The organism is Streptomyces sp. NPDC092045 (genome assembly GCF_044756005.1).
Lineage (GTDB): Bacteria > Actinomycetota > Actinomycetes > Streptomycetales > Streptomycetaceae > Streptomyces.
Map to the genome: position 1 here is coordinate 128,918 of NZ_JBIVSC010000005.1, position 25,568 is coordinate 154,485.

Sequence of the window (25,568 nt, forward strand, 5' to 3'; positions counted from 1 at the left end):
AGGGCATCGACAAGTTCCGGCGAAGGCGTCGACAAGGGCAAGGAACTCGTCGGCGAGGGCGTCGACTTCGCGACCGACCAGACCGGTCGGCTCCTGGACGGGGCGGGCGCGCACGACTGGGCCGACTCGGTCGAGGACTGGGGCGACGAGACCGCCTCCTCGCTCGGCGCGCAGGTCGGGGAGAAGCAGCTCGGGCAGACCGAGGAGGCGGACGAGCTCGTCCACGGCAAGCCGGAGAAGATCGCCGCGGCGGTGAAGAACCTCCGGGACTTCCAGCGCGCGTTCGACCTGGTCGGCGGCGGGATGAAGAAGCTGGACCCCAGCCACTGGAAGGGCGCGGCGGCCGACGCGTTCCGGGAGAGGTTCCAGACCCTGCCGACGGACTGGCTCCACGCGGCGGACGCGATGGAGAACGCGGCCGAGGCGCTCGAAACGTACTCCCGGGCGATCGTGGGCGCGCAGGGCAAGGCGCGCGAGGCGATCGCCCTGTACAAGGAGGGCGAGAGGGAGACCAAGGAGGCCGAGGAGGCCCACCAGAAGAAGACCGCCGCCTACGAGGCGGCCCGCGAGGGGGACAGCCCGCTGCCCCACCCCGGGGCGTACTCCGATCCCGGCGCGGCCAAGCGGCAGCGTGCCCAAGAGGTCCTGAACGACGCGCGCACGGCCCGCAACGAGGCCGGGGAGACGGCGAAGGCGGCGGTCCGCGCCGCGCTCGCCCACGCTCCGAAGGAGCCGACGGGCCGCGAGCGGGCCGAGCTGGAACTGATGGACCACGGCATGGCCCAGGGCTTCGAACTGGCCCACTTCGGCGGCGGCGTCGTGAAGGGCACGGCCGGTCTGGTCAACTTCGTCCGCTCGGTGAACCCGATGGACGTGTACAACATCACCCACCCCGCGGAGTACTACAAGGGCGTCAACATGACGCTCGCCGGCCTGGCGTCCTCGGCGGCGAACCCGGACCGGGCCCTGAAGAACGCCTGGGACGCGGCGAAGGGCGACCCGTCGGAGTTCCTCGGCCGGCTGGTGCCGGAGCTGATCGGCACCAAGGGCGCGGGGCTCGCACGCGGCGGCCTGCGGCTCGGCCTGAACGGCGCGAAGCACCTACCCGACGGGAAGAAGCCCGGCGGACCGGAGAAGCCGGGCGGCAGCCGGGGCGACCACGAGAAGGATCCGGACAACCAGAGCAACAAGTGCCGCGAGAACGTGTGCGACGGCGACCCGGTGGACATGGCGTCCGGCCGCGTCCTGCTGCCGCAGACGGACATCGCCCTCCCCGGCGCGCTGCCCCTCGTCTTCCAGCGCGTCTTCGACTCCTCGCACCGCTCCGGCCGCTGGTTCGGCCCGACGTGGTCGTCGACGGTGGACCAGCGCCTGGAGATCGACGCGGAGGGCGTCGTCCTCAGCTGCGACGAGGGCAGCGTCCTCGCCTACCCGCACCCGGCCCCCGGGGTCCCGGTCATGCCCACCCACGGCCGGCGATGGCCGCTGGACCGGGTCGGGGACGGCTACACGGTCACCGATCCCGACACCCGCACGGTCCGACACTTCGCCGACCACGGCGACGGGCTCGCGCTCCTGGTCCAGATCGACGACCGCAACGGGAACCGGATCGCCTTCGAGTACGACGGGTCGGGCGCCCCGACGGCGGTCGTCCACCACGGCGGCTACCACCTGAAGCTGACCACGGACGAGGGCCGCGTGACCGCCCTCCACCTCGCGGGCGCGGCCCCGGACGGCTCCGACCAGGAGATCCTGCGCTACGGCTACACCGACGGGCACCTGACCGAGGTCGTCAACTCCTCCGGGCGCCCGCTGCGCTTCGGCTGCGACGAGCACGGCCGCATCACGTCGTGGACCGACACGAACGGCAGCCGCTTCGACTACGTCTACGACGACCGGGACCGCTGCACCTACCAGACCGGTGCCAACGGCCACGTCGAATCCCGCTTCACCTGGGGCGACACCGACCCGGAGACGGGCCTCAGGACGACGTCCATCACCAACGGCCTGGGACACACGAAGAGGTTCGTCGTCGACGGGCGCGCCAAGGTCGTCGCCGAGATCGCCCCCCTCGGCGCGGTCACCCGCTTCGCCTACGACCGCCTGGGCCGCCTACTGTCCCGCACCGACCCGCTGGGGCACGTCAGCAGCACCACCTACGACGAGCGGGGCCGCCCGACGTCCGTGGAGCGTCCGGACGGGCGGCGGACGCGGGCCGAGTACGACGAGGACGGCTTCCCCGTACGGATCGTCGGCGCCGACGGCAACGCCGTGCGCCAGACCTTCGACGCGCGCGGCAACCGCACCTCGGTGACGGCTCCCTCGGGCGCCCGGACGGAGTTCGCGTACGACGGGTCGGGGCGGCTCGCTTCGGTGACGGACCCGCTCGGCGCGACCACCCGGCTCGTCCTGGACGCCCGGGGCCTGCCCGTCGAGGTCACCGACCCGCTGGGCGCCACGACCCGGTACGAGCACGACGCCTTCGGCCGCACGGTCCGGATCACCGACCCCCTCGGCGCGGTCACGCGCCTGGAGTGGACGGTGGAGGGCCTGCCGTCCCGGCGCGTCGCGCCCGACGGGACGGTGGAGTCCTGGACGTACGACGGCGAGGGCAACTGCCTGAGCCACACGGACCCGATGGGCGGCACGACCCGCTTCACTTACACCGACTTCGACCTGCTGACCTCCCGCACGGATCCGGACGGGGTGCGGTACGCGTTCGCGCACGACACGGACCTGCGGCTGACGCGGGTGACGAATCCGCAGGGTCTGACCTGGGACTACGCCTACGATCCGGCGGGCCGGACCCTGTCCGAGACGGACTTCGACGGACGGACGCTGGGGTACGCGTACGACGCGGCGGGCCGGCTGGTGGCGCGTACGAACGGTCTCGGCCAGACGGTGCGCTTCGAGCGCGACGTGCTCGGCCGGATCGTCCGCAAGGACGCCGAGGGCGCGGTCAGCACGTACGAGTACGACGTCTTCGACGAGCTGGCGGTGGCGACGAACCCGGACGCGCGGCTCGAACGCCTCCGGGACCGCTACGGCCGGCTGGTGTCCGAGACGGTCAACGGGCGGACGCTGTCGTATGCGTACGACAAGGCGGGCCGCCGGGTGGGGAGGACGACGCCGGGCGGTTCGGTCAGCACGTGGGCGTACGACGCGGCGGGCCGCAGGACGGGGCTCACGGCGTCCGGGCGCGAACTGGCCTTCTCCTTCGACGCGTTGGGGCGTGAGGTCGAGCGCACGGTCGCGGACTTTGTGTCGCTGACGTCGTCGTACGACGTGATGAGCCGGCTGACGGCGCAGGAGGTCGCGTCGGCCCGGGGCGGCGGCCGTCTCCAGCACCGCTCCTACGACTACCGCCCGGACGGCGGCCTGGTCGCCGTCACGGACGGCCTCTCGGGGACGCGCCGCTTCGACCTGGACGGGGCCGGGCGGGTCACGGCGGTGCGGGCGGACCGGTGGACGGAGCGGTACGCGTACGACGAGGCCGGCAACCAGACGGAGGCGGAGTGGCCGTCGGGGCACCCGGCCCACTCGGCGACGGGTCCGCGCGCGTACGAGGGCACGCGGATCACCCGGGCGGGGGCGGTCCGCTACGAGCACGACGAGCAGGGCCGGATCGTCCTGCGCCGGAAGACCCGCCTCTCCCGGAAGCCGGACACCTGGCGGTACGCGTGGGACGCGGAGGACCGGCTGAGGTCGGTGACGACGCCGGACGGCACGGTCTGGAGCTATGCGTACGATCCGCTGGGCCGTCGCATATCCAAGCGATCAGCTCTGGAAACGACCCACTTCACCTGGGACGGCACGAACCTCTGCGAGCAGACCACCGCGAACGTGGTCCTGACCTGGGACCACGCGGGCCTGCGCCCCCTCTCCCAGACCGAGCGCCGCACGGACACGGACGACGAACGCTTCTTCGCCGTCGTCACCGACCTGATCGGCACCCCGACCGAACTCGTCGACGAGTCCGGAGAGCTGGCCTGGCGCACCCGCTCCACCCTCTGGGGCACGACGACCTGGACCCGAGACGCCACGGCATACACCCCGCTCCGCTTCCCGGGCCAGTACTTCGACCCGGAGTCGGGGCTGCACTACAACTACTTCCGGTATTACGACCCGGAGTCGGCGCGTTATCTGAGCCAGGATCCGTTGGGGTTGGAGCCGGCACCGAATCCGGTGACGTATGTCCACAACCCGCATACGTGGAGCGATCCCCTCGGGCTGAAACCTTGCCCGCCCAAGGGAGAGAAATCCAACCCGTTTGAAACTCGCGACGAAGCCAGGAAAGCAGCTTACGAACTGGCCGGAATCAAGCCGGGTGAGGCAGAATTTTGGGCCGAATGGGAGGTCGGCCCAGACATCACCAGAAAGCACAGTCCGGGTTACGTGTATTCATCCAACGAGACGCATTGGGGGACTTTCAGGCAGTACGAGACACCTCAGGGTTCGCGCGTCGTGGTAGAACACACACATGATCCGGCCGGACCTCATTTCCATGCCGGAAAGGCTAAGGACAGCCAAAACAACACATTCGTGAACTTCGGCTGGGACAACAGTAACTACAGGGCGATGGAAAGGTATGGAAAGATCAACAAGCCAGAAGGGGATCACCATCTTTTCTATAATGAATGAGGTTGGACCGAATGACTGATTCAGCAAAGGAAGAATGGCTGAGCCGCATCGCAAGCACCGGCCTTACAATCTCCAGCGATCCGGCACCCAGCGACGTGCCCCCCGTTCGCGAAGCAATGCTGAGCGTTTCGAACTGGGAGGTCGAACCTACCTCCACAGTGCCCTTGGACCACGCAAACGCTCTTCAAGAGGTGGACCAAAATTGGCACGCGCACGCTGCACGGAACGGGCTTTTCGGCAATGACGGCTCCTTTCTCCTGAGCGTCTCCGGGGCTGGCTCAAGGAAATTCGGGTGGGCCATGGTGAAGTGGTCTCCCGGAGCGGAGCTGGCACCACGGCTCGCGAGGGCCGAGGAAGGGCTGGACTTTGTCGCGATGTCAGTGGACGGGCGAGTGGTGTGTGCCGTGACAGAAGAGGAATACGAGTACTGGATCGTCGTGCAGCACCTTCGATAGATGGGGCCGGACGGTGACGATCGGAACGCACGAGGGGCCGGGATCCGAAGATCCCGGCCCCTCCTCAGTACGGCCTACCGCTTACCGCGCCGCATCCGGATGCACGGCCTCCGTCACCGGACGCCCCTCCACCACCTTCGGCTCCACCGGCTTGCGGAGCTGGATGTTCAGCTCGCGCAGGCGGGCCTCCTCCAGTTCCGTGGGGGCGCCCATCATGAGGTCCTGGGCGTTGCCGTTGAGCGGGAAGGCGATGGTCTCGCGGATGTTGGGCTCGTCCGCGAGGAGCATGACGATGCGGTCCACGCCCGGGGCGATGCCGCCGTGCGGCGGGGCGCCGAACTGGAAGGCGCGGAGCATGCCCGCGAACTCGGTCTCGACGGTCTCGCGGGAGTAGCCCGCGATCTCGAAGGCCTTGAACATGATGTCGGGCTCGTGGTTCCGGATCGCGCCGGAGGAGAGCTCGATGCCGTTGCAGACGATGTCGTACTGCCAGCCGAGGACGTCCAGCGGGTCCTGCGTCTCCAGGGCCTCCAGACCGCCCTGCGGCATCGAGAACGGGTTGTGCGAGAAGTCGATCTTCCCGGTCTCCTCGTCCTTCTCGTACATCGGGAAGTCCACGATCCACGCGAAGCGGAAGACGTTCTCCTCGAACCGGCCGGCCCGCTTGGCGGCCTCGACCCGGACCGGGCCCATGATCTTGGAGACCTCGTCGAACTCGCCGGCGCCGAAGAAGACGGCGTGGCCGGGCTCCAGGCCCAGGCGCTCGGTGAGGACCTTGACGTTCTCCTCGGTGAGGAACTTGGCGATCGGGCCGGTCAGGGCGTTGCCCTCGCCGACGCGGATCCAGGCCAGGCCCTTCGCGCCGAGCGAGATCGCGTAGTCGCCGAGGCCGTCGAAGAACTTGCGCGGCTGGTCGCCGGTGTCCGGGACGGCGAGCGCGCGGACGTGCTTGCCCGCGAACGCCTTGAACTCGGAGTGCGCGAACACGTCGGTGAGGTCGACCAGTTCGAGCGAGGTGCGCAGGTCCGGCTTGTCGTTGCCGTACTTCAGCATCGACTCGCGGAACGGGATCCGTGGGAACGGCGAGGTGACGTGGCGGCCGCCGCCGAACTCCTCGAAGAGCTCCGTCATGAGCTTCTCGATCGGCTGGAAGACGTCCTCCTGCTCGACGAAGCTCATCTCGACGTCGAGCTGGTAGAACTCGCCCGGCGAGCGGTCGGCGCGGGCGTCCTCGTCGCGGAAGCAGGGCGCGATCTGGAAGTAGCGGTCGAAGCCCGAGATCATGAGCAGCTGCTTGAACTGCTGCGGGGCCTGCGGCAGCGCGTAGAACTTGCCCGGGTTCAGACGGGACGGGACGACGAAGTCGCGGGCGCCCTCGGGGGAGGTCGCGGTGAGGATCGGGGTCGCCATCTCGTTGAAGCCGAGGGCCACCATCTTGGAGCGGATGGCGGCGATGACGGCCGAGCGCAGCATGATGTTGCGGTGCATGCGCTCGCGGCGCAGGTCGAGGAAGCGGTACTCCAGGCGCCGCTCCTCGTTGACGCCGTCGTCGGCGTTGATGGTGAAGGGGATCTGCTGGGCGGCGCCCAGGATCTCGACCTCCGCCACCTCGACCTCGACCTCGCCGGTGGGCAGCTCGGCGTTGACGTTCTCCGCGCCGCGCGAGACGACCTTGCCGTCGACGCGGACGACGGACTCCTTGGTCAGCTTGTCGAGCGCCTCGTACGCGGCGGTGCCGGGCCGGGCGACGAGCTGCGTGATGCCGTAGTGGTCGCGCAGATCGATGAAGAGGATGCCGCCCAGGTCGCGCCGATTGTGCAGCCAGCCGCTCAGCCGGACGTCGGCACCGACGTCAGAGGCGCGGAGCTCGCCGCAGGTGTGGGACCTGTACCGATGCATCGTCGTTCATCCAGTCTTCGGGATCGATGGTGAAGGGCTTGACGGTGTCAAGGTTTCCCAGCCTACCGGCCGGGCCGCGATCGCTCCCCGGACACCGTCGGTGGCGGCCCCCGGTCCGATATTCATAAAGTGGGGCAATGCGCACCGAGGACGTCCTGGCCGCGATCGCGACCGGCCTGTGGCGCTGGGACAACGCGTCCGGAACCGTGTCGCTCGACGCCGAGGCGGCCCGGCTGCTCGGGCTGCCCGCCGAGCCCGTGCGGCTCACCGAGGCGGCCGTGCGCTCCCGTTTCCATCCGGTCGACTGGAACGAGATCGACGGGGTGGTGAACCTCGCCGTCGCCGAGGGCACCCTCGCCGAGTCCCGGCTGCGGATCATGGACGAGCACGGACGGGTGGTCCGTACGGTACGGAGCCGGTCCAAGCCCCTGCTGGAGGGGGGCGACCACCAGCTCGTCGGCACCCTCCAGGAGGTCGCCGGGCAGGCGCCCGGCGCCGCCTCCCGGACCCCGGTCACCGGCGACTGGCGCCGCTCCCGCGAGGCCTTCCTGCTCGACGCGGGCCGGGCGCTCGCCGAGGCGCGGTCGACGGCCGAGGTGCTGCGGGTGGCCGCCTCCCTGTCCATGCCGGGCTTCTCGCCGGACGGGCTCGCGGTCTTCGGGGTCGCGGGCGACCGGCTGACGATCATCGGGCACCACGGGCAGAGCCACGACGACGAGGGGCCCTTCGCGTCGATGGCGCTCGACACCGACTACCCGGCGGCCGAGGTGGTCCGCACGGGCCGGGCGATCTACCTGCCGTCGCCCGAGGAGTACCTGCGCCGCTTTCCCGTCACCTGGCCGCTCGCCCAGCGCTTCGGGCGCCGCTCCTGGGCCTTCGTGCCGCTGATCGTGGCCGGGCGCACGATGGGGGCGTGGATGGCGGCCTTCAAGCACCCGGTGGCCTTCACGCCCGACGAGCGGTCGGTGCTGGCCACGGTGGCGCGGATGCTGGCGCAGGCCCTCGCACGCGCGGGCGTGGCCGAGTCGGAGCGCGAGCTGTCGCTCGGCCTCCAGCGGACGATGATGCCGGTCCTGGGGCCGGGGATCCCCGGGATCCGGGTGGCCGCGCGGTACGTGCCGACCGGCGGCGGGCTCCAGGTCGGCGGCGACTGGTACGACGTGATCCGGCTGCCCGGCGGCGCCTCGCGCCCCGACGGGGGCGGCGCGGGACGGATCGCCCTGGTCATCGGGGACGTGCAGGGGCACGACGTGCGGGCGGCGGGCCTGATGGGGCAGCTGCGGATCGCCCTGCGCGCGTACGCCTCCGAGGGGCACCGGCCGGACGCGGTCCTCTCCCGGGCCTCGCGCTTCCTGTACGGGATCACGGACGGCGACGACGGGGAGAGCGAGAGCGGCCCCCGGTTCGCGACCTGCCTGTACCTGGAGGTCGACCTGGAGACGGGGACGGTGGACGTCGCGCGGGCGGGGCACCCGGACCCGGCGGTGCGGACGACCGACGGGACGGTGCTGCTGCGGCCCACGGCCGGCGGTCTGCCCCTCGGCGTCGAACCCGACGCCGACTACCCCACCACCCGGATCGCGCTCGACGCCGGCGAGACCCTGATGATCTGCACCGACGGCCTCCTGGAGACCGGCGGGCACGACCTGGACACCGGCTGGGAGCGGGTCCGGAAGATCCTGGAGTCCCACGACGGCGAGGACCTGGAGGAGCTGGCCGACACCCTCGTGGAGGCCGTCCACGGCCCCGGCTCGCACCACACCACGGGCCCGCTCGCGGACCGGCGCGAGGACGACATCGCCGTCCTGCTGCTCTCCCGCCGCCCCGCGGGGGCCGTGCGGGAGGCCCCGCGCCGCACCCTGATGACGATCGCCCAGGCGGAGCCGGAGCGGATCGCGGAGGCGCGGGAGCAGGTGCGGCAGCTGCTGCACGACTGGGCGGACGAGGACCAGCTCGACTCGGCGGTCCTGATGGTCTCCGAGATGGTCACCAACGTCCTCGTCCACACGGACGGCGACGCGCTCCTGGTCGCGGAGGTCGCCTGCGACGGGAAGGCCCGCCGGCTGCGCGTGGAGGTCTCCGACACCAGCGACGAGCTGCCGCACCGGCGCCGGCCGGGCGAGATGGCGTCGAGCGGGCGCGGCCTGGTCCTGATGGAGATGCTGGCGCACGCGTGGGGCGTCGACCCGCGCGGCGAGGGCAAGTCGATCTGGTTCGAGCTGAACGAGCCGGGGGCGGCGGAGGGCTGCTGCGGGGAGGGCCCGGGACGTGTCCGGCCACGGCCCGCCGGGCCCGCCCCGGGCGCCGCCCGGCCCTGATCCGCCGGGCCCCCGGGGAGCGCGACACACGCCCTAGGGCGTGTCCGGCGCGTCGGGGCCGTCCCCCGCCCCGTACCGGCTCCGCAGCTCCCCCAGCACCCCCGTGGCCGCGGCCGTCAGGGGGACGGCCAGGAGCATGCCGAGGATGCCCGCGACGGAGGCGCCGGCCGTGATCGCGAGCATGACGGCCGCCGGGTGCATGTGGACGGTCCTGCTCTGCACCACGGGCTGGAGCAGGTGCCCCTCGATGACCTGGACGGCGAGGACGACGCCGAGCGCCCACAGGGCGATGACGAAGCCGCGGTCCGCGAGGGCGACGAGGACCGCGACCGCGCCGGAGAGGAAGGCGCCGAGGTAGGGGATGTAGGCGGTGACGAAGACGAGCGCCGCGAGCCCGACCGCCCCGGGCACGCGCAGGACGAGCAGCCCGATGCCGATGAGGGTGGCGTCGACGAGGGCGATGAAGGTCGTGCCGCGCATGAAGCCCTCGACGGCCTCGAAGGCGCGGCGCGCCATGGCCTCGACGGTGTCGCCGGTCGTGCGGGGGACGAGGGAGCGCAGGGCCCCGGCGGCCCGGTCGGAGTCGCGCAGGAAGAAGAAGATGAGGAGCAGCGCGAGGACGGCGGTGGCGATGAGCTGTCCGACGACGCTGATGCCGGAGATCACCCCGGAGGCGGCGGTGCCGCCGAACCGCTTGAGGAGGCTCTCGGCGTTCCTGCTGAGGTCGTCGAGGGAGGTCCCGGCCGCGCCGAAGTGCTTCGCGATGTCCTCGGCGGCCTGCCGGAGCGAGGCGACGATCTGGTCGCCGGTGTCGACGAGGGCGGCGACGACGATGTACGTGGCGCCGCCGACGACCGCGAGGACGGCGACGACGGTGAGCCCGGCGGCGAGGGACTTCTGGACCCTCATCCGCAGCAGGCGGCGGTAGAGGGGGCCGAGGAGGGCGGTGCCGAGGACGGCGAGCAGGACGGGCGTGACGGCCGCCTTGAGGACGACGCACAGCCAGACGCCGACGGCGGCGACCCCGGCGACGAGCAGCAGGACGGCGCACCAGGCGGCGACCCGGCGGGCGGGTTCGGGAAGGAGCGTTCCGGCGGTGGGCGTCTGCACCCGACCACCGGACCACGCCGCCCGGCGCGCCGTCGCGCGCTGACGGTCCGTACGGGTGACGGCTCGTCAGGGGAGCGGTGCGGGGCCGGGGCGCGCGCCCCGGCCCCGTGCGCCCCGTTCCCTACTCGCCCATCCCGTGGACCGCCGGGATGGTGCCGAGGCGGCCCGCCTGGAAGTCCTCGAAGGCCTGGCGCAGTTCGGCCTGGGTGTTCATGACGAACGGGCCGTAGTGGGCCATGGGCTCGCGGATCGGGCGTCCGCCGAGGAGGACGACCTCCAGGTCCGGGGTGTTGCCGTCCTGCTTCTCGTCGGCGCGGACGGTCAGGGCGCCGCCCTTGCCGAAGACGGCGGTCTGGCCGGTGTGGACCGGGCGCCGCTCGGCGCCGACGGTGCCGCGGCCGGCGAGCACGTACGCGAGGCCGTTGAAGTCCTCCCGCCAGGGCAGGGAGACCTCGGCGCCGGGGCGCAGGGTGGCGTGGATCATGGTGATCGGGGTGTGGGTGATGCCGGGGCCCTCGTGGCCGTCGAGTTCGCCCGCGATGACGCGGAGCAGCGCGCCGCCGTCGGGGGAGGTGAGCAGCTGGACCTGACCGCCGCGGATGTCCTGGTAGCGGGGGGCCATCATCTTGTCGGCGGCCGGCAGGTTCACCCAGAGCTGGAGGCCGTGGAAGAGGCCGCCGCTGACGACGAGGGACTCCGGCGGGGCCTCGATGTGGAGGAGGCCGGCGCCGGCGGTCATCCACTGGGTGTCGCCGTTGGTGATGGTTCCGCCACCGCCCTGGGAGTCCTGGTGGTCGAAGGTCCCGTCGATGATGTAGGTGACGGTCTCGAAGCCTCGGTGGGGGTGCCAGGGCGTGCCCTTGGGCTCTCCGGGCGCGTACTCCACCTCGCCCATCTGGTCCATCATGATGAACGGGTCGAGGTACTGGTGGTTGATCCCCGCGAACGCCCGGCGGACCGGGAAGCCCTCCCCCTCGAAGCCGGAGGGGGCGGTGGTCACGGCGAGCACGGGACGGGCCGGGGCGTCGGCGGGGGCGGCGACGCGCGGCAGGGTGAGCGGGTTCTCGACAGTCACGGCGGGCATGGCGGGACCTCCTTGGGCGACCTTGCACGTCCACTTTAGTTGAACGCTGAACTTTCTGCCACCCGGAACGCGGAACGCCCGGGAGGAATTCCCCCGGGCGCCCCCGGACGCGTCCGGCCCCGATCCGCCGGACGCATCCCGGCCGCACGTCGGACGCATCCCGGCCGCACGTCGGACGCGCACCGGACGCGCACCGGACGCGCGTCAGCCGTACATCCGCCGCATCGCGAAGTCGACCATCTGCTCCACGGCCTTCGCGTCGAAGACCATGCGGTGGTCGCCCTCCATGTCGAGCACGAAGCCGTAGCCGGTCGGGAGCAGGTCGATCACCTCGGCGCCGGTGATTACGAAGTACTTCGACTCCTTGCCCGCGTACCGCCGCAGCTCCTTGAGCGAGGTGAACATGGGGATGACCGGCTGCTGGGTGTTGTGCAGGGCCAGGAAGCCGGGGTTGTCGCCGCGCGGGCAGTAGACCTTGGAGGTCGCGAAGATCTGCTGGAAGTCCTCGGCGGCCAGGGTGCCGGTGGTGAAGGCGCGCACGGCGTCCGCGAGGGAGGGCGGCGAGGGCTCGGGGTAGAGCGGGGCCTGCTGCCCGTAACCGCCCTGCGCGCCCCCCGGCATGCCGGCCTGCATCCCGCCCTGCTGGGGCGGGATGTACTGCTGCTGGGCGGCACTACCGTCCGCGTGCTGGCCGTATCCGTACATGGGGGCAGCCTATCGAGCGGCGGGGGGCCGCCGGGGGCCCGCGCCCCTTACCCGCCGGTACGCCCGAGGCGCGGGACGGGTGGGGCGGGAGGGGCCCGCGAGGCCCGTGGGGCACGGGAGAAGCGCGAGGCGCGTCACAGATGCGCGCCAGGGGTTGCCCTTATTACTGACGGGTAGCATCATGGTGGAGAGCGTTTTGCTACTCGCTGGTACGTGTACGAGGAACCTCCCTCCCCGAGCCTTACGGAGCCGTCGCCATGGGGCACTACAAGTCGAATCTCCGCGACATCGAGTTCAACCTCTTCGAGGTCCTCGGCCGCGACAAGGTGTACGGCACCGGTCCGTTCGAGGAGATGGACGTCGAGACCGCCAAGAGCATCCTCGACGAGATCCGCCGCCTCGCCGAGAACGAGCTCGCGGAGTCCTTCGCCGACGCCGACCGCAACCCGCCGGTCTTCGACCCCGAGACCAACACCGCCCCGGTCCCGGCCACCTTCAAGAAGTCGTACGACGCCTTCATGGAGTCCGAGTACTGGCGTCTGGGCATCCCGGAGGAGATCGGCGGCACCGTCTCCCCGCGCTCCCTGATCTGGGCCTACGCGGAGCTGCTGCTCGGCTCGAACCCGGCCATCTGGATGTACTCCTCCGGCCCGGCGTTCGCCGGCATCCTCTACAACGAGGGCAACGAGGCGCAGAAGAAGGTCGCGCGGATCGCCGTCGAGAAGCGCTGGGGCTCCACCATGGTCCTCACCGAGCCCGACGCGGGCTCGGACGTCGGCGCCGGCCGCACCAAGGCGGTCCAGCAGGAGGACGGCTCCTGGCACATCGAGGGCGTCAAGCGCTTCATCACCTCCGGCGAGCACGACATGGAGGAGAACATCCTCCACTACGTCCTCGCCCGCCCCGAGGGCGCCGGCCCCGGCACCAAGGGCCTCTCCCTCTTCCTCGTCCCCAAGTACGAGTTCGACTGGGAGACCGGCGAGCTGGGCGCCCGCAACGGCGTCTACGCCACCAACGTCGAGCACAAGATGGGCCTCAAGGCCTCCAACACGTGCGAGATGACCTTCGGCGACCAGCACCCCGCCAAGGGCTGGCTGATCGGCGACAAGCACGACGGCATCCGCCAGATGTTCCTCATCATCGAGTTCGCCCGCATGATGGTCGGCACGAAGGCGATCTCCACCCTCTCCACGGGCTACCTCAACGCCCTGGAGTACGCCAAGGAGCGCGTCCAGGGCACCGACCTGGCCAACTTCATGGACAAGGCCGCGCCCAAGGTCACCATCACGCACCACCCCGACGTCCGCCGCTCGCTGATGACGCAGAAGGCGTACGCCGAGGGCATGCGCTCCCTCGTCCTCTACACGGCCTCCGTGCAGGACGAGATCGCGATCAAGGAGGCGGCCGGCGAGGACGCCAAGGCGCTGCACGGCCTGAACGACCTGCTGCTCCCGATCGTGAAGGGCTACGGCTCCGAGAAGGGCTACGAGCAGCTCGCGCAGTCGCTCCAGACCTTCGGCGGCTCCGGCTTCCTCCAGGAGTACCCGATCGAGCAGTACATCCGGGACGCCAAGATCGACACCCTCTACGAGGGCACCACGGCCATCCAGGGCCAGGACTTCTTCTTCCGGAAGATCGTGCGCGACCAGGGCGCGGCCCTGAACACGCTGTCCGAGGAGATCAAGAAGTTCCTCGCGGTCGGCACCGGCGGCGAGGAGCTGGCCGGCGCCCGCGACGCGCTCGCCAAGGCGGCCGTCGACCTGGAGGCCATCGTCGGCACGATGATCACCGACCTCACCGCCACCGGCGAGGACGTCAAGAACATCTACAAGGTCGGCCTGAACACCACCCGCCTGCTGCTCGCCTCCGGCGACGTCGTCGTCGGCTACCTGCTCCTCAAGAGCGCGGCCGTCGCCGCCGAGAAGCTGGCCGCCGGCGCCTCCGGCAAGGACGTGCCCTTCTACCAGGGCAAGATCGCGGCCGCGAAGTTCTTCGCCGCCAACGTCCTGCCGGGCGTCTCCGCCGAGCGCGCGCTCGCCGAGGCCGTCGAGGGCTCGCTGATGGACCTGGACGAGGCCGCGTTCTAGGACCGCTGTCCGCAGCGGCCGAGAGCGCCTCTCGTCCACCACAGGAACGGCTCGTCCCCGGGGAGGGGGGCGGGCCGTTCCGCCTTGGCGGACACCCGCCCGGCGCCCCGGCCCTCCCCGTACGCCCCCGGGCGCCCCCGTGTCCCCGGGCGCCTCCGCCTCCCTATCGGCCTCCGCGTCCCCGGGCGCCTCCACATCCCCGGGCATCCCCACCTCCCCACCGGCCTCCACTTCCCCGGGCGTCCCCACCTCCCCACCGGCCTCCGTGTCCCCGGGCGCCTCCGCCTCCCCACCGGCCCCCGTGTACCCCTGCGTAAGGTGAACCCATGAGCAGCGCAGCCTCCCGTACCGCCGCGGGCCACTTCGACCGCGGGCACACCGACGACCTCATGGCCTTCCTCTCGGCCTCCCCCTCGCCGTACCACGCGGTCGCGAACGCGGCCGCACGCCTGGAGAAGGTCGGATTCCGGCGGGTCGAGGAGACCGCGGCCTGGAACGCGACCAGCGGCGGGAAGTACGTGGTCCGCGGCGGCGCGATCATCGCCTGGTACGTGCCGGAGGGCGCCGCCGCCCACACCCCGTACCGGATCGTCGGCGCCCACACCGACTCCCCCAACCTGCGCGTGAAGCCGCGCCCCGACATGGGGTCGCAGGGCTGGCGGCAGGTCGCCGTCGAGGTCTACGGCGGCACGCTCCTCAACACCTGGCTCGACCGCGACCTCGGTCTCGCGGGACGCCTCACCCTCCGCGACGGCAGCCACCGCCTGGTGAACGTCGACCGGCCGCTGCTGCGCGTCCCGCAGCTCGCCATCCACCTCGACCGGCAGGCCAACGACGGCCTCAAGCTCGACCGCCAGCGCCACATGCAGCCCGTCTGGGGCATCGGCGACGTCCACGAGGGCGACCTGATCTCCTTCGTCGCCGGCGAGGCCGGCGTCGACGCCGAGGACGTCACCGGCTGGGACCTGATGGTCCACGCCGTGGAGGCCCCCGCCTACCTGGGCCGCGACCGCGAGCTGCTCGCCGGTCCGCGCATGGACAACCTGCTCTCCGTGCACGCCGGCACCGCCGCGCTCGCCTCCCTCGCGGACCGCGACGACCTGCCGTACATCCCGGTCCTCGCCGCCTTCGACCACGAGGAGAACGGCTCCGAGGCCGACACCGGCGCCCAGGGCCCGCTGCTCGGCAACGTCCTGGAGCGCTCGGTCTACGCCCGGGGCGGCTCCTACGAGGACCGGGCGCGCGCCTTCGCCGGCACCGTCTGCCTCTCCTCCGACACCGGCCACGCCGTCCACCCCAACTACGCGGAGCGGCACGACCCGACGCACCACCCGCGCGTCAACGGCGGCCCGATCCTCAAGGTGAACGTCAACCAGCGCTACGCCACCGACGGCAGCGGCCGGGCCGTCTTCGCCGCCGCCTGCGAGCGGGCGGGCGTGCCCTGGCAGTCCTTCGTCTCCAACAACGACATGCCCTGCGGCACCACGATCGGCCCGATCACGGCCGCCCGCCACGGCATCGGCACCGTGGACATCGGCGTCGCGATCCTCTCCATGCACAGCGCCCGCGAACTGTGCGGCGCGGAGGACCCGTACCTCCTCGCGAACGCGCTGGTGGCGTTCCTGGAGGGCTGAGCCCCGGGCGGGGGCGGGACCGGCGGCGAAACATCCGCGAAAGGTCCCGCCCGGCAGGCTCGTCCCCATGCACCGTCATGAGGGTCCGCCGCCGCGGAAGTTCGTCCCGTTCGCCGTCGTCGGCGTGCTCGCCGCCCTGACCGGGGCCGGGCTGCTGATCGGGGCGTACGACGACCGGCCCCCGTGGGGCACGGACATCGCGTACGAGGGCGGGTACGTCCTGGCCTCCCGGGTCCGCGGCTACGACGTGGACGGCTCGCGGACGAGGGCGCTGGTCGCCGGGGGCTGCGCGCGCCTGGAGCGGGAGGGGCAGGGCGGCGACCGGGCCGTCCACGACCCGGCCGCCTGGGTGGCGGGCTGCCTGGACGGGGCCGCGGGGCGCCCGTCCAGGAACCAGGGGCTCGTGCGCTAGACGGCCTCGTCCATGCCCGCCAGGATCAGCGGCAGGCGGGAGGCGCCCGCGTCCGTGACCTTCACCGGGACGCCCCAGTCCTGCTGGTGGACGTGGCAGGCCGGGTACTCGTTGGCGGGGTCGTCGTCGCAGGACGCGGCCATCGCGGAGACGTGCAGGACGCCCTCGGTGACCTCCGGGTTCAGGTCGAGCTCGCGGAAGAGGTCCGTGCCCGTGCCCTCGCCGCCGAGCAGCAGCTCCGGCGGGGTCGAGGAGACCAGGAGCCGGGTCGAGGGGCCGTAGCGCTCGTCCAGCTTCTGGCCGGTCGGGGCGCGGAAGACGACGTCGAGGCGGAGGCGGCCGGGGGCGACCTCGGTGGCCTCGCGCCGGGTGCGGTGGGCGACCGCCTCGACCCGGACGGCCTCCTCGGGCAGCCGCAGCCGGGTCAGCCGGTGGCGGGCGGACTCGACGACCACGATGTCCCCGTCCACCAGGACCGCGTCGCTCGGCTCGCGCAGATCGGTGGCGAGCGTGGTGACCTCGCCGGTGGCGGGGTCGTAGCGGCGCAGGGCGTGGTTGTACGTGTCGCTGACGGCGACCGAGCCGTCGGGCAGGGCGGTCACGCCCAGCGGGTGCTGGAAGAGCGCCTGGCCGGCGTCGCCGTCGCGGTGCCCGAAGTCGAAGAGCCCGGTGCCGACGGCGGTGCGCACGACGCCGTCCGCGTCGATCCAGCGCAGGGCGCTGGTCTCGGAGTCCGCGATCCACAGCCGGTCGTCGGTGGCCGCGAGGCCGGAGGGCTGCGCGAACCAGGCCTCGGCGGCGGGGCCGTCGACGAGCCCCTCGTTGGTGGTCCCGGCCGCGACCTCGACGGTCCTCGTCTCCGGGTCGTACGTCCACAGCTGGTGGACGCCGGCCATGGCGATCCACACCTTGCCCTGCCACCAGGCGACGTCCCACGGCGAGGACAGGTCGACCTCCAGGGCGGGTCCCGAGGTCGGGGACCCCTGCCACCACTGCTTGCCGGTGCCGGCGATCCGCTCGATCGCGCCGCTCTCCGGGTCGTACGTGCGCAAGGCGTGGTTCACCGTGTCGGCGACGACGACCTTGCCGTCGGGCAGCGGCGCGAGGCCCTGCGGCTCGCGGAAGACGCCCTCGCCGATGCGGCGCACCACGGTCTCGCCGTCCGCCGCCAGCTCGACGAGCTGGTGCCGGGTGGTGTCGGAGACCAGGAAGTTCCCGGAGGGGAGGATGATCGCCTTGCCGGGGAAGCGCAGGTCGGTGGCGACGGGCTCGGGCGCCACGTACGGCCCGTCGCCGCGCCGCAGCGTCCCCTTGGCCTCGTGCTCGGCCTCCAGCTCCTCCACGAGGGTCCGGATGGCGTTGGCGTGGCCCTCGCCCGCGTGCTGGGCGACGACGTACCCCTCGGGGTCGATCACCACGAGCGTCGGCCAGGCGCGCACGGCGTACTGCTTCCAGGTCGCGAGCTCCGGGTCGTCCAGTACGGGGTGGTGCACCTCGTACCGCTCGACGGCGTCCACCACGGCCTGGTGCTCGGCCTCGTGCACGAACTTCGGCGAGTGCACCCCGACGATCACCAGGGTGTCGCGGTGCTTCTCCTCCAGGTCCCGCAGCTCGTCGAGGACGTGCAGGCAGTTCACGCAGCAGAAGGTCCAGAAGTCGAGAAGGACGACCTTGCCCCGCAGGTCCGCGAGGGTCGGTTGCTCTCCGCCGGTGTTCAGCCAGCCGCCCTTGCCGATCAGCTCGGGGGCGCGGACACGGGCACGTCGGGGCGCGGGGGTGGGCGCGGGATCGTTCATGGTTCCAAGGGTGCCGTACGGGTGGAAAGTGGGGGTCGGGCGGGGGCGCGGGGCGTGTCCGGGTGCGGGTTCCGGGGCGGGGGCCGGTCAGCATGGCGAGCATGTCGGAGTACGTAGGCAGATCATCGGACTATTCCTGCCGTCGGGTGATCGGCGGATTACTCGCGGTGGCCCTGCTCGTCCTGCCCTGCGCGGTCCTCTCCGAGGGCTCCGGGTGGGCCGGCGGGGTCGGGGACGGCAACCTGCGGCTGACCGTGACCGTGAACGGCCGCGCCGACAGCGACCGCCGGCCCCCCGAGGTGCGGGTCGGGACGTGGGTCGTGAAGCGGTACCGGCTCCTGAACCTGAGCGAGACGGACCTGCACCGGGTACGGGTCCTCGACCCCGGCGCCCCCGCCGGGTCCGTGCGGTGCCCGGCGGGGCCGCTCCCCGCGGCCGAGGAGGTGGAGTGCACGGCCCGGTTCCGGGCCGCGGCGGGGAACCATGTGCGTCCCGTACGGGCCGAGGGCGACGTCCCCTCCCTGCGCACGCGGCTCACCGCGACCGCCCGCGCCGGGTACGTCGGGGTCGCCGGGGTTCTCCGACTCACCGAAGAGGTGGTGATTGCGACTCCGGGTGCGGGGTCGGGGCCGGGCACGCCTTCGGGTGCGGGGCCGGGGACGAGTGCGGGGCCGGGCGGGGTCGGGGGCGTGGCCACCGTGACGTACACCGTCGCCAACCGGGGGAACCTTCCCCTCTACGCCGTGCGGATCGAGGACCCCGGGCTCGCCCTCGCGCCCGGCGCGCCCGACTGCGGGGGACAGGGCGGGACCGTGGCCGTCCTCGCCCCGGACACCTCCGCCCTCTGCCGGGCGGCCCTACGGCTCCGCCCGGGGACCTACCGGAGCACCGGCCGCGCCTCCGGGAGCGACCGGGCGACCACGTTCGGGGCGGGCGGCGAACGGGTCTCGGCACCGGTGCTCACGGCGGGGACCTCGGCCGTCTTCGTGGTGAGGGAGCCTCCGGCCCCCAGGGCGCCGGCTCCGAGGACCCCCGCTCCGGGGGCGGCCGGGGCCGGGGCGGGGAGCGGTGGGGCCCCGGGGTCCCCGGGGGCCCTCGCGGGAACGGGAGCGGGTACGGGTACGGCTCCGGGAGCGGCCGGGCGGCCCGCGCCCCCCGCGGCTCCCGCCGTTCCCGGCGCGGGCGCCGTTCCCGGAGCCGTACCCCCGGGGGCCGCGCCCCCGGACGGCGTGCCCCCCGGAGCCGTACCGCCCTCCGCCGTCTCTCCCGGAACGGCCGTGCCGCCTCCCGTTCCCCCTCCCGGTCTCCGGCGGGCCGACGGACTCGACGACGAGGGGTTCCTCGGGCGGGTGCGGCGGCGGGCGCGCGAGGCGCGGGAGTTCGGGGTGGCGACGACCTTGCTGTTGCTCCTGATCCCGGCGGCCGTCGCCGCCGCGCTCCTCGGCAGTAGGAGGAAGTGACCGTGGCCCTGCTCGAAACCCTCGTCGTCGTCCTCGGGGTCGCGCTCGTCGCCGCCCTCTCCGTGTTCGCCAAGACCAGGCTCTTCCCGGTCGGGGAGGACGAGGAGCCGCGCGAGGACGTGGCCGAGTACATCGCCATGATGGTGTCGGTCCTCTACGCCGTCGTCCTCGGCCTCTGTCTGGTCTCCGTGTGGGAGACGCGTTCGGCGGCCTCCGACCACGTGCAGGCCGAGGCGAGCGCCCTGCACCAGACGTACCTGCTCGCGGACGCGCTCCCGCTCGCCCAGCGGCAGCCGGTGCGCGACGCGGCCCGGACGTACGCGAGCCACGTCGTGGACGTCGAGTGGCCCGCGATGGTCGGCCGCGAACCGCTCGACGCCTCGGGCTGGACGCTGCTCGACCAGCTGCGGCGGGCGGGCGAGGTGACCCGCTCGGACCGGGTGTCCGAGCAGATCGCGGCCCAGGAGCTGCTGGCCCAGCTCGGTTACGTGGACGACGCGCGGCGCGGCCGGGAGGCGGCGGCGCAGGAGCGCCTCTCGCCCGTGCTGTGGACGGGGCTGCTGATCGGCGGCGTGCTGACGCTCGCGTTCATGTTCCTCTTCGGGATCAAGCGGAGCACGACCCACGTGGTGATGGTGATGGGCCTGTCCGGGTTCATCGCCTTCACGGTGCTGCTGATCCATCAGCTCGACTCGCCGTTCGGGGAGATGCTTGGGGCGGGTCCCGACGCGTTCACCCGCTACTTCGGGTGAGAAGCGGCTCCGGCCGGGCAGGAGTAACCGGGTGAAATATCTCGTACGGGACAAGATCTTCGCGATCGGCGACGACTACTGGATCGAGGACGAGGACGGCCGCCACGCCTTCCTCGCCGACGGCAAGGCCATGCGGCTGCGCGACACCCTGGAGCTGAAGGACCCCGAAGGGCGGGTCCTGATCACCCTGCGGCAGAAGATGTTCAGCCTGCGGGACGCGATGACGATCGAGCGGGACGACCGGACGCTGGCGACCGTCCGCCGCAAACGGCTCTCGCTGCTGCGCAACCACTACCGGGTGACGCTGGTCGAGGGCACGGAGCTGGACGTCAGCGGCCGGATCCTGGACCGGGAGTTCACCGTCGAGTACGAGGGCGAGCTCCTGGTCCACGTCTCCCGGCAGTGGTTCCGCGTCCGCGACACGTACGCGGTGAACGTGGTCCGGGAGGACGCCGACGCCGCCCTCATGGTCGCGGTGGCGGTGTGCGTGATCCGGATGGCGGAGCGGGAACGGGAGGACTGAGAACTCGTCAGGCCGCCTTGTCCAGCGCCTGCTCCAGGTCCGCCCACAGGTCCTCGACGTGCTCGATGCCGACCGAGATCCTGACCGTTCCGGCGCCGATGCCCGCCGCCGCGAGGGCCGCGTCGTCGAGCTGGTGGTGGGAGGTGGAGGCCGGGTGCATCACCAGCGTCTTCACGTCCCCCAGGGAGACGCTGAGCGAGACGAGCCGGACCGCCTCGACGAAGGCCCGGCCCGCCTCCCGGCCGCCCGCGAGGTCGATCGAGACGACCCCGCCGCCCCCGGCGGGCAGCAGGCGGGCGGCGACCTCCCGGTCCGGGTGGCTCGCGAGGGACGGGTGGCGGACGGCGGCGATCGCCGGGTGCGCGGCGAGCCGGGCCGCGAGCCCGGCGGCGTTCGCGCACTGGCGTTCCATGCGCAGGGAGAGGGTCTGGAGGCCGCGCAGGGTGAGCCAGGCGGCGAACGGGTCGGTGGAGGCGCCCTGTTCGACGGCGTGGCGGCGGACCCGCCCGTACAGCTCGCGGTCCTTGAAGACGGCGATCCCGCCGAGGACGTCCGCGTGTCCGGCGAGGTACTTGGTGGCGGAGTGGATCACGACGTCGGCGCCGTGGTCGAGGGGACGGCAGAGCAGCGGGGAGGCGAAGGTGTTGTCGACGGCGACCGGGACGCCCGCCTCGGCGGCGACGGCGGCGAGGGCGGGCAGGTCGGAGACGCGGGTGGTGGGGTTGGCGATGGTCTCCAGGTGGAGGAGGCGGGTCTCGGGGCGCAGGGCCGCCCGCACCTCCTCCGGGTCCGTGCCGGAGACGTACGTGACGTCGACGCCCCAGCGGGCGGCGAGGTCGGCGAGGACCGCGTACGTGCCGCCGTACAGGCAGGTCTGGGCGACGACGTGGGCGCCGGAGCCGAGGAGGGAGAGGAGGACGGCGTTGACGGCGCCCATGCCGGAGGCGAAGGAGAGGCCGGCGGCACCGCCTTCGAGGCGGGCGACGGCGTCCTCCAGGGTGCGGACGGTGGGGTTGCCGAGACGGGCGTAGAGGAAGGCGTCCGGGGAGGTGAAGCCCTCGGCGAGGGCGTCGGCGGAGTCGAACGCGAAGACGTGGCCCTGGTGGAGGGGGACGCCGAGGGGCCTGCTGCCGGTCGGCTCGACGTGGGGCGGGTGGACGGTGAGGGTCTCGGGGCGGGTCATGGAGCCAGTCTGGGAAGGGGCGGCTTGCCTTCCCAGGGCCAATCCCGGGAGATTGGTCCGGCGATGGAGCCAATTGATCCGCTCGTGCCTGCCGAGCCCCCTTCCCTCCCCCCTTCCTCCTCTTCCGGTCTCCCCCTCCCCCCTTCCCCCTCTTCCGGCCTCCCCCTCCCGCCCGGGCCCCTTCCCCCGCCCTCCCCCGACGTCCTGGTCGCCCGGCTCGGGCGCTGGTCCGCCGGGCGCGGGCCGCTGTACCTGCTGCTCGCCGCCCGGCTGCGGCGGCTGATCGACGAGGGGGTGCTGCCGCCGGGCACGCTCCTGCCGCCGGACCGGCGCTTCGCGACGGCCCTGGCCGTGGGCCGTACGACGGTGGTCGCGGCCTACGACACGCTGCGGCAGGAGGGGCGGCTCGTACGGCGGCAGGGCAGCGGTACGCGGGTGGCTCCGGCCGCGCTGCCGGCGGAGCGGCTCCGGCCGGCGGGGGCGGGGGCGGGGGCGGGCCTGGGGACGCCCCGGGTGCGGGAGACGTCGAACCCGCTCTTCCTGCACCTCCTGGAGGCGCCCGACGACGTGATCCTGCTGAGCTGCGCGGCCCCCGACCGGGCGCCGGACGAGCTGGCGGAGGCGTACCGCTCGCTCGAACTGCCCGTCGGGGACCTCGGCTACCACCCGGCCGGGCTCGGGGTGCTGCGCGAGGCGGTCGCCGCGCGGTACGCGGAGCGGGGCGTGCCGACCGGGCCGGACCAGGTCCTGGTGACCACCGGCGCCCAGCAGGCGCTGGCGCTGCTCGCGCGGCTGCTGCTCGCGCCCGGGGACGGGGTGCTGGTGGAGGCGCCGACGTATCCGGGGGCGCTCGACCTGTTCCGGGAGGCGGCGGCCGTGCCGCTGCCGGTGGCGGTGGGCCCGGACGGGGTCGACGTGGCGGAGGCGGTGCGGGTGATGGAGCGTCACCGCCCGGCCCTGGCGTATCTGGTGCCCCGCTTCCAGAACCCGACCGGGACCGTGCTCCCGCCGCTCGCCGGGCGGCGGCTCGTCGAGGCGGCGAACGCGCTCGGGGTGCCGCTCGTCGACGACGAGGCCCTCGCCGACCTGGCCTTCGACGCCGGGGCGCCGTGGACGCCGCTGTCGGCGTACGGGGAGGTGGTCGCGGTCGGATCGCTCAGCAAGGTGGTGTGGGGCGGGATCCGCATCGGCTGGGTGCGCGGCCCGGCCCCGCTGATCGCCCGGCTCGCCCGGCTGAAGGCCCTGCACGACCTGGGCAGCGACGTTCCGGCCCAGCTGGCGGCGGCCCGGCTCCTGGACGGTTTCGGGCCGGTCCTGGCGGCGCGGACGCGGACGGTCCGGGCGGGCCACGCCCATCTGCGGGCCGAGCTGGCGCGGCTGCTGCCGTCCTGGTCCTCCGTCCCGGCGACGGGCGGCCAGACCCTGTGGGTGCTGCTCCCCCACGGCGACGGCGTCTCCTTCGCGCAGCTCGCCCTCCGGCACGGGGTCGCCGTCCTGCCCGGCGCCACCGCCGACGCCCTCGGCGGCAGCGTCCGCCGTCTGCGGCTGCACTTCCTGGCGTCCCCGGAGGTGCTGACGGAGGCGGTGCGGAGGCTGGCGGCGGCCTGGGCGGAGTACGCCCCGGGGCCGGAGCCGGCGCGGGCGGCCCTGCACGCGATCACGCTGTGACGGGCGGGGTGCGGGCCCTGCCGGGGCCTCGGGGAGACACCCCCTAGGGTCGCGTCGGCGCCGACCGCTTCGGCGCCCCGACGCCCAGGACCCGGTCCTTGAGGGCCGGGAAGTCCTCGCGGGTCGTGGCGACCCGGCCGGGGTCGAGCTCGACGCGCAGGACCTCCTCGCCGGGCCCGGCCTCCGCCAGGACCTCGCCCCAGGGGTCGACGACGATCGAGTGCCCGGCCTGCTCGACGCCCGCGTGGGTGCCGGCGGTGCCGCAGGCCAGGACGTACGCCTGGTTCTCGACCGCGCGGGCCCGGGCGAGGAGGGTCCAGTGGGAGCGGCGGCGGGCGGGCCAGCCGGCCGGGACGACGAAGGCCTGGGCGCCCGCGTCGACCAGGCCGCGGAAGAGTTCGGGGAAGCGCAGGTCGTAGCAGGTGCCGACGCCGACGGTGAGGTGCGGCAGGTCGACGGTGACCAGGTCCTCCCCGGCGGCCATGAGGACCGCCTCGCCCTGGTCGAAGCCGAAGCGGTGGATCTTCCGGTAGGAGGCGGCGAGTTCGCCGTCGGGGGAGAGGACGAGCGAGGTGTTGTAGAGGGCGCCGGCCTCCGTCTCGACGAAGGAGCCGGCGTGCAGCCAGACCCCGGCGTCCCGGGCGGCCCCGGCCATCGCCCGGTGCGTGGGGCCGTTCAGCGGCTCGGACCCGGCGGCGAAGAGGTCGGACGCGAAGGCGCCGACGGTCCACAGCTCGGGGAGGACGACCAGGTCGGCGCGGCCGGATTCCTCCCGTACGAGACGTGCCGCGCGGGCGCGGCGGGCGTCGACCGGTTCGTCCGGGTCTACCGCGATCTGGATCAGCGAGGCGCGCACAGTACCACCGTCCTGGCATTCGAGCCGTCAACACCGGCCTACGATCGTCACACGAAAGCACTGCCGGGGTGCCTTCGGGCAGCGTAACTTAGCGTCCGAGCCTCCCACCCAGTCGTGTTTTCAGCCCGCGCACCGAAGAACCGCCGAGGGGTCCCGTGACCGTCCATCCCAGCCTCCAGAACCACGCCGACGCCTGGACGCACTCCGTCGAGGCGATAGCCGAGCTGGTGCAGCCGCTCGTGGAGGGCGAGTGGAACCGGCCGACTCCGTGCCCCGGCTGGTCGGTGCGGGACATCGTGTCGCACGTCATCGGCATGGAGACGGAGATGCTCGGCGACCCGCGGCCGATCCACTCGCTGCCGCGCGACCTCTACCACGTGCGCAGCGACTTCGCGCGCTACATGGAGGTCCAGGTCGACGTGCGGCGCCACCACACGGCGCCGGAGATGACGTCGGAGCTGGAGTACGTCCTGATCCGCCGGGCCCGGCGGCTCCGCAACGAGAACCGCTCCCCCGAGCACCTGATCCGCGCCCCGCTGGGCGCCGAGCAGACCCTCGAAGCGGCCTACCGGGAGCGGGCCTTCGACGTGTGGGTGCACGAGCAGGACCTGCGGGCGGCGCTCGGGGTGCCGGGGAACCTGGACTCGCCCGGGGCGCAGGTGGCGCGGGACGTGCTCCTGGAGGCGCTGCCGAAGGTGGTCGCCAAGGACGCGGGCGCGCCGGCCCCCTCGGCGGTGGTGCTCGACGTGACCGGTCCGGTGGAGTTCCTGCGGACGGTGCGGGTGGACGCGGAGGGGCGCGGTTCGATCGACGGCGCGCCCTCGCTCGGCCCGGCGGTGTCGCTCGCGACGGACTGGGAGACGTACGTGCGGCTGGCCTGCGGCCGGGTCCGGGCGGCCGACGTGGCCGACCGGGTCAAGGTGGAGGGCGACGAGCGGCTGGCGCGGGCGATCCTCGACAACTTCGCGGTGACGCCCCGGTAGTC

General features: G+C 72.9%; 18 protein-coding genes and 1 pseudogene. 12 read left to right on the top strand and 7 right to left on the bottom strand.

Annotated elements, in window-relative coordinates; genetic code table 11:
- Positions 1-81 precede the first annotated feature (81 nt).
- The 3 genes and pseudogenes from ACIQKA_RS16430 to ACIQKA_RS16440 form a co-directional block, all read left to right on the top strand.
- A pseudogene (locus ACIQKA_RS16430) lies at positions 82-1,371 on the top strand (putative T7SS-secreted protein); the annotation flags it as partial.
- Between the two features lie 87 nt (positions 1,372-1,458).
- Positions 1,459-4,641, top strand: a complete 3,183-nt coding sequence (locus tag ACIQKA_RS16435) for an RHS repeat-associated core domain-containing protein (protein WP_402541483.1) — start codon at positions 1,459-1,461, stop codon at positions 4,639-4,641.
- Positions 4,642-4,652: 11 nt separating this feature from the next.
- Complete coding sequence (locus ACIQKA_RS16440; RefSeq protein WP_402541335.1) at positions 4,653-5,096, top strand: hypothetical protein; 444 nt, start codon at positions 4,653-4,655, stop codon at positions 5,094-5,096.
- Positions 5,097-5,177: 81 nt separating this feature from the next.
- On the opposite strand, the gene aspS is transcribed toward ACIQKA_RS16440, so the two are convergent.
- Complete coding sequence (gene aspS / locus ACIQKA_RS16445) at positions 5,178-6,995, bottom strand: aspartate--tRNA ligase (protein WP_383152715.1); 1,818 nt, start codon at positions 6,993-6,995, stop codon at positions 5,178-5,180.
- Positions 6,996-7,132: 137 nt separating this feature from the next.
- On the opposite strand from aspS, the gene ACIQKA_RS16450 reads away from it, so the two are divergent.
- Positions 7,133-9,313 carry a SpoIIE family protein phosphatase gene (locus tag ACIQKA_RS16450; protein ID WP_383432764.1) on the top strand — a complete coding sequence of 727 codons (2,181 nt, stop codon included), beginning with the start codon at positions 7,133-7,135 and terminating at the stop codon, positions 9,311-9,313.
- 33 nt (positions 9,314-9,346) lie between these two features.
- On the opposite strand, the gene ACIQKA_RS16455 is transcribed toward ACIQKA_RS16450, so the two are convergent.
- From ACIQKA_RS16455 to ACIQKA_RS16465, 3 genes are all read right to left on the bottom strand, one after another.
- On the bottom strand, positions 9,347-10,423 hold the full coding sequence (locus tag ACIQKA_RS16455; RefSeq protein WP_383152717.1) for an AI-2E family transporter: 1,077 nt from the start codon (positions 10,421-10,423) through the stop codon (positions 9,347-9,349).
- Between the two features lie 121 nt (positions 10,424-10,544).
- Positions 10,545-11,507 carry a pirin family protein gene (locus ACIQKA_RS16460; RefSeq protein ID WP_402541337.1) on the bottom strand — a complete coding sequence of 321 codons (963 nt, stop codon included), beginning with the start codon at positions 11,505-11,507 and terminating at the stop codon, positions 10,545-10,547.
- A 204-nt stretch (positions 11,508-11,711) separates the two neighbouring features.
- Positions 11,712-12,212, bottom strand: a complete 501-nt coding sequence (locus ACIQKA_RS16465; protein WP_366373317.1) for an SseB family protein — start codon at positions 12,210-12,212, stop codon at positions 11,712-11,714.
- A gap of 257 nt (positions 12,213-12,469) precedes the next feature.
- Here ACIQKA_RS16465 and ACIQKA_RS16470 point away from each other — a divergent pair, with 257 nt between their 5' ends.
- The 3 genes from ACIQKA_RS16470 (at position 12,470) to ACIQKA_RS16480 (ending at position 16,345) form a co-directional block, all read left to right on the top strand.
- Entirely contained in the window at positions 12,470-14,299 is a 1,830-nt protein-coding gene (locus tag ACIQKA_RS16470; protein WP_376231768.1) for an acyl-CoA dehydrogenase, read from the top strand.
- A 326-nt stretch (positions 14,300-14,625) separates the two neighbouring features.
- Positions 14,626-15,933, top strand: coding sequence for a M18 family aminopeptidase (locus tag ACIQKA_RS16475; protein ID WP_402541339.1), 1,308 nt, complete (start codon positions 14,626-14,628; stop codon positions 15,931-15,933).
- A 67-nt stretch (positions 15,934-16,000) separates the two neighbouring features.
- Positions 16,001-16,345, top strand: coding sequence for a hypothetical protein (locus ACIQKA_RS16480; protein ID WP_402541341.1), 345 nt, complete (start codon positions 16,001-16,003; stop codon positions 16,343-16,345).
- Here the strand turns inward: ACIQKA_RS16480 and ACIQKA_RS16485 are convergent.
- Positions 16,342-18,141 (bottom strand): NHL domain-containing thioredoxin family protein, encoded by a 1,800-nt coding sequence (locus ACIQKA_RS16485; protein WP_383432758.1) that lies wholly within the window; start codon positions 18,139-18,141, stop codon positions 16,342-16,344. The genes ACIQKA_RS16480 and ACIQKA_RS16485 overlap by 4 nt on opposite strands.
- Before the next feature lie 101 nt (positions 18,142-18,242).
- Between ACIQKA_RS16485 and ACIQKA_RS16490 the strand changes: the two genes are divergently transcribed.
- From ACIQKA_RS16490 to ACIQKA_RS16500, 3 genes are read left to right on the top strand one after another with little or no spacing between them, the layout of a single operon-like run.
- A complete protein-coding gene (locus ACIQKA_RS16490) occupies positions 18,243-19,601 on the top strand; it encodes a hypothetical protein (protein ID WP_402541343.1) in 1,359 nt (452 codons plus the stop codon).
- A gap of 2 nt (positions 19,602-19,603) precedes the next feature.
- Positions 19,604-20,353 carry a hypothetical protein gene (locus ACIQKA_RS16495; RefSeq protein WP_383151626.1) on the top strand — a complete coding sequence of 250 codons (750 nt, stop codon included), beginning with the start codon at positions 19,604-19,606 and terminating at the stop codon, positions 20,351-20,353.
- A 31-nt stretch (positions 20,354-20,384) separates the two neighbouring features.
- On the top strand, positions 20,385-20,876 hold the full coding sequence (locus ACIQKA_RS16500) for an LURP-one-related family protein (RefSeq protein WP_391094823.1): 492 nt from the start codon (positions 20,385-20,387) through the stop codon (positions 20,874-20,876).
- 7 nt (positions 20,877-20,883) lie between these two features.
- Here ACIQKA_RS16500 and ACIQKA_RS16505 read toward each other — a convergent pair whose 3' ends face one another.
- Entirely contained in the window at positions 20,884-22,059 is a 1,176-nt protein-coding gene (locus tag ACIQKA_RS16505; RefSeq protein WP_402541344.1) for a trans-sulfuration enzyme family protein, read from the bottom strand.
- Positions 22,060-22,143: 84 nt separating this feature from the next.
- On the opposite strand from ACIQKA_RS16505, the gene ACIQKA_RS16510 reads away from it, so the two are divergent.
- A complete protein-coding gene (locus ACIQKA_RS16510; RefSeq protein ID WP_402541346.1) occupies positions 22,144-23,727 on the top strand; it encodes a PLP-dependent aminotransferase family protein in 1,584 nt (527 codons plus the stop codon).
- A gap of 43 nt (positions 23,728-23,770) precedes the next feature.
- On the opposite strand, the gene ACIQKA_RS16515 is transcribed toward ACIQKA_RS16510, so the two are convergent.
- Complete coding sequence (locus ACIQKA_RS16515; protein WP_402541348.1) at positions 23,771-24,583, bottom strand: carbon-nitrogen family hydrolase; 813 nt, start codon at positions 24,581-24,583, stop codon at positions 23,771-23,773.
- A gap of 155 nt (positions 24,584-24,738) precedes the next feature.
- Here ACIQKA_RS16515 and ACIQKA_RS16520 point away from each other — a divergent pair, with 155 nt between their 5' ends.
- The gene (locus ACIQKA_RS16520; RefSeq protein ID WP_383151632.1) at positions 24,739-25,566 is read left to right on the top strand and encodes a maleylpyruvate isomerase family mycothiol-dependent enzyme; all 828 of its coding nucleotides are present in this window, start codon (positions 24,739-24,741) and stop codon (positions 25,564-25,566) included.
- The last annotated feature ends 2 nt before the right edge of the window (positions 25,567-25,568 follow it).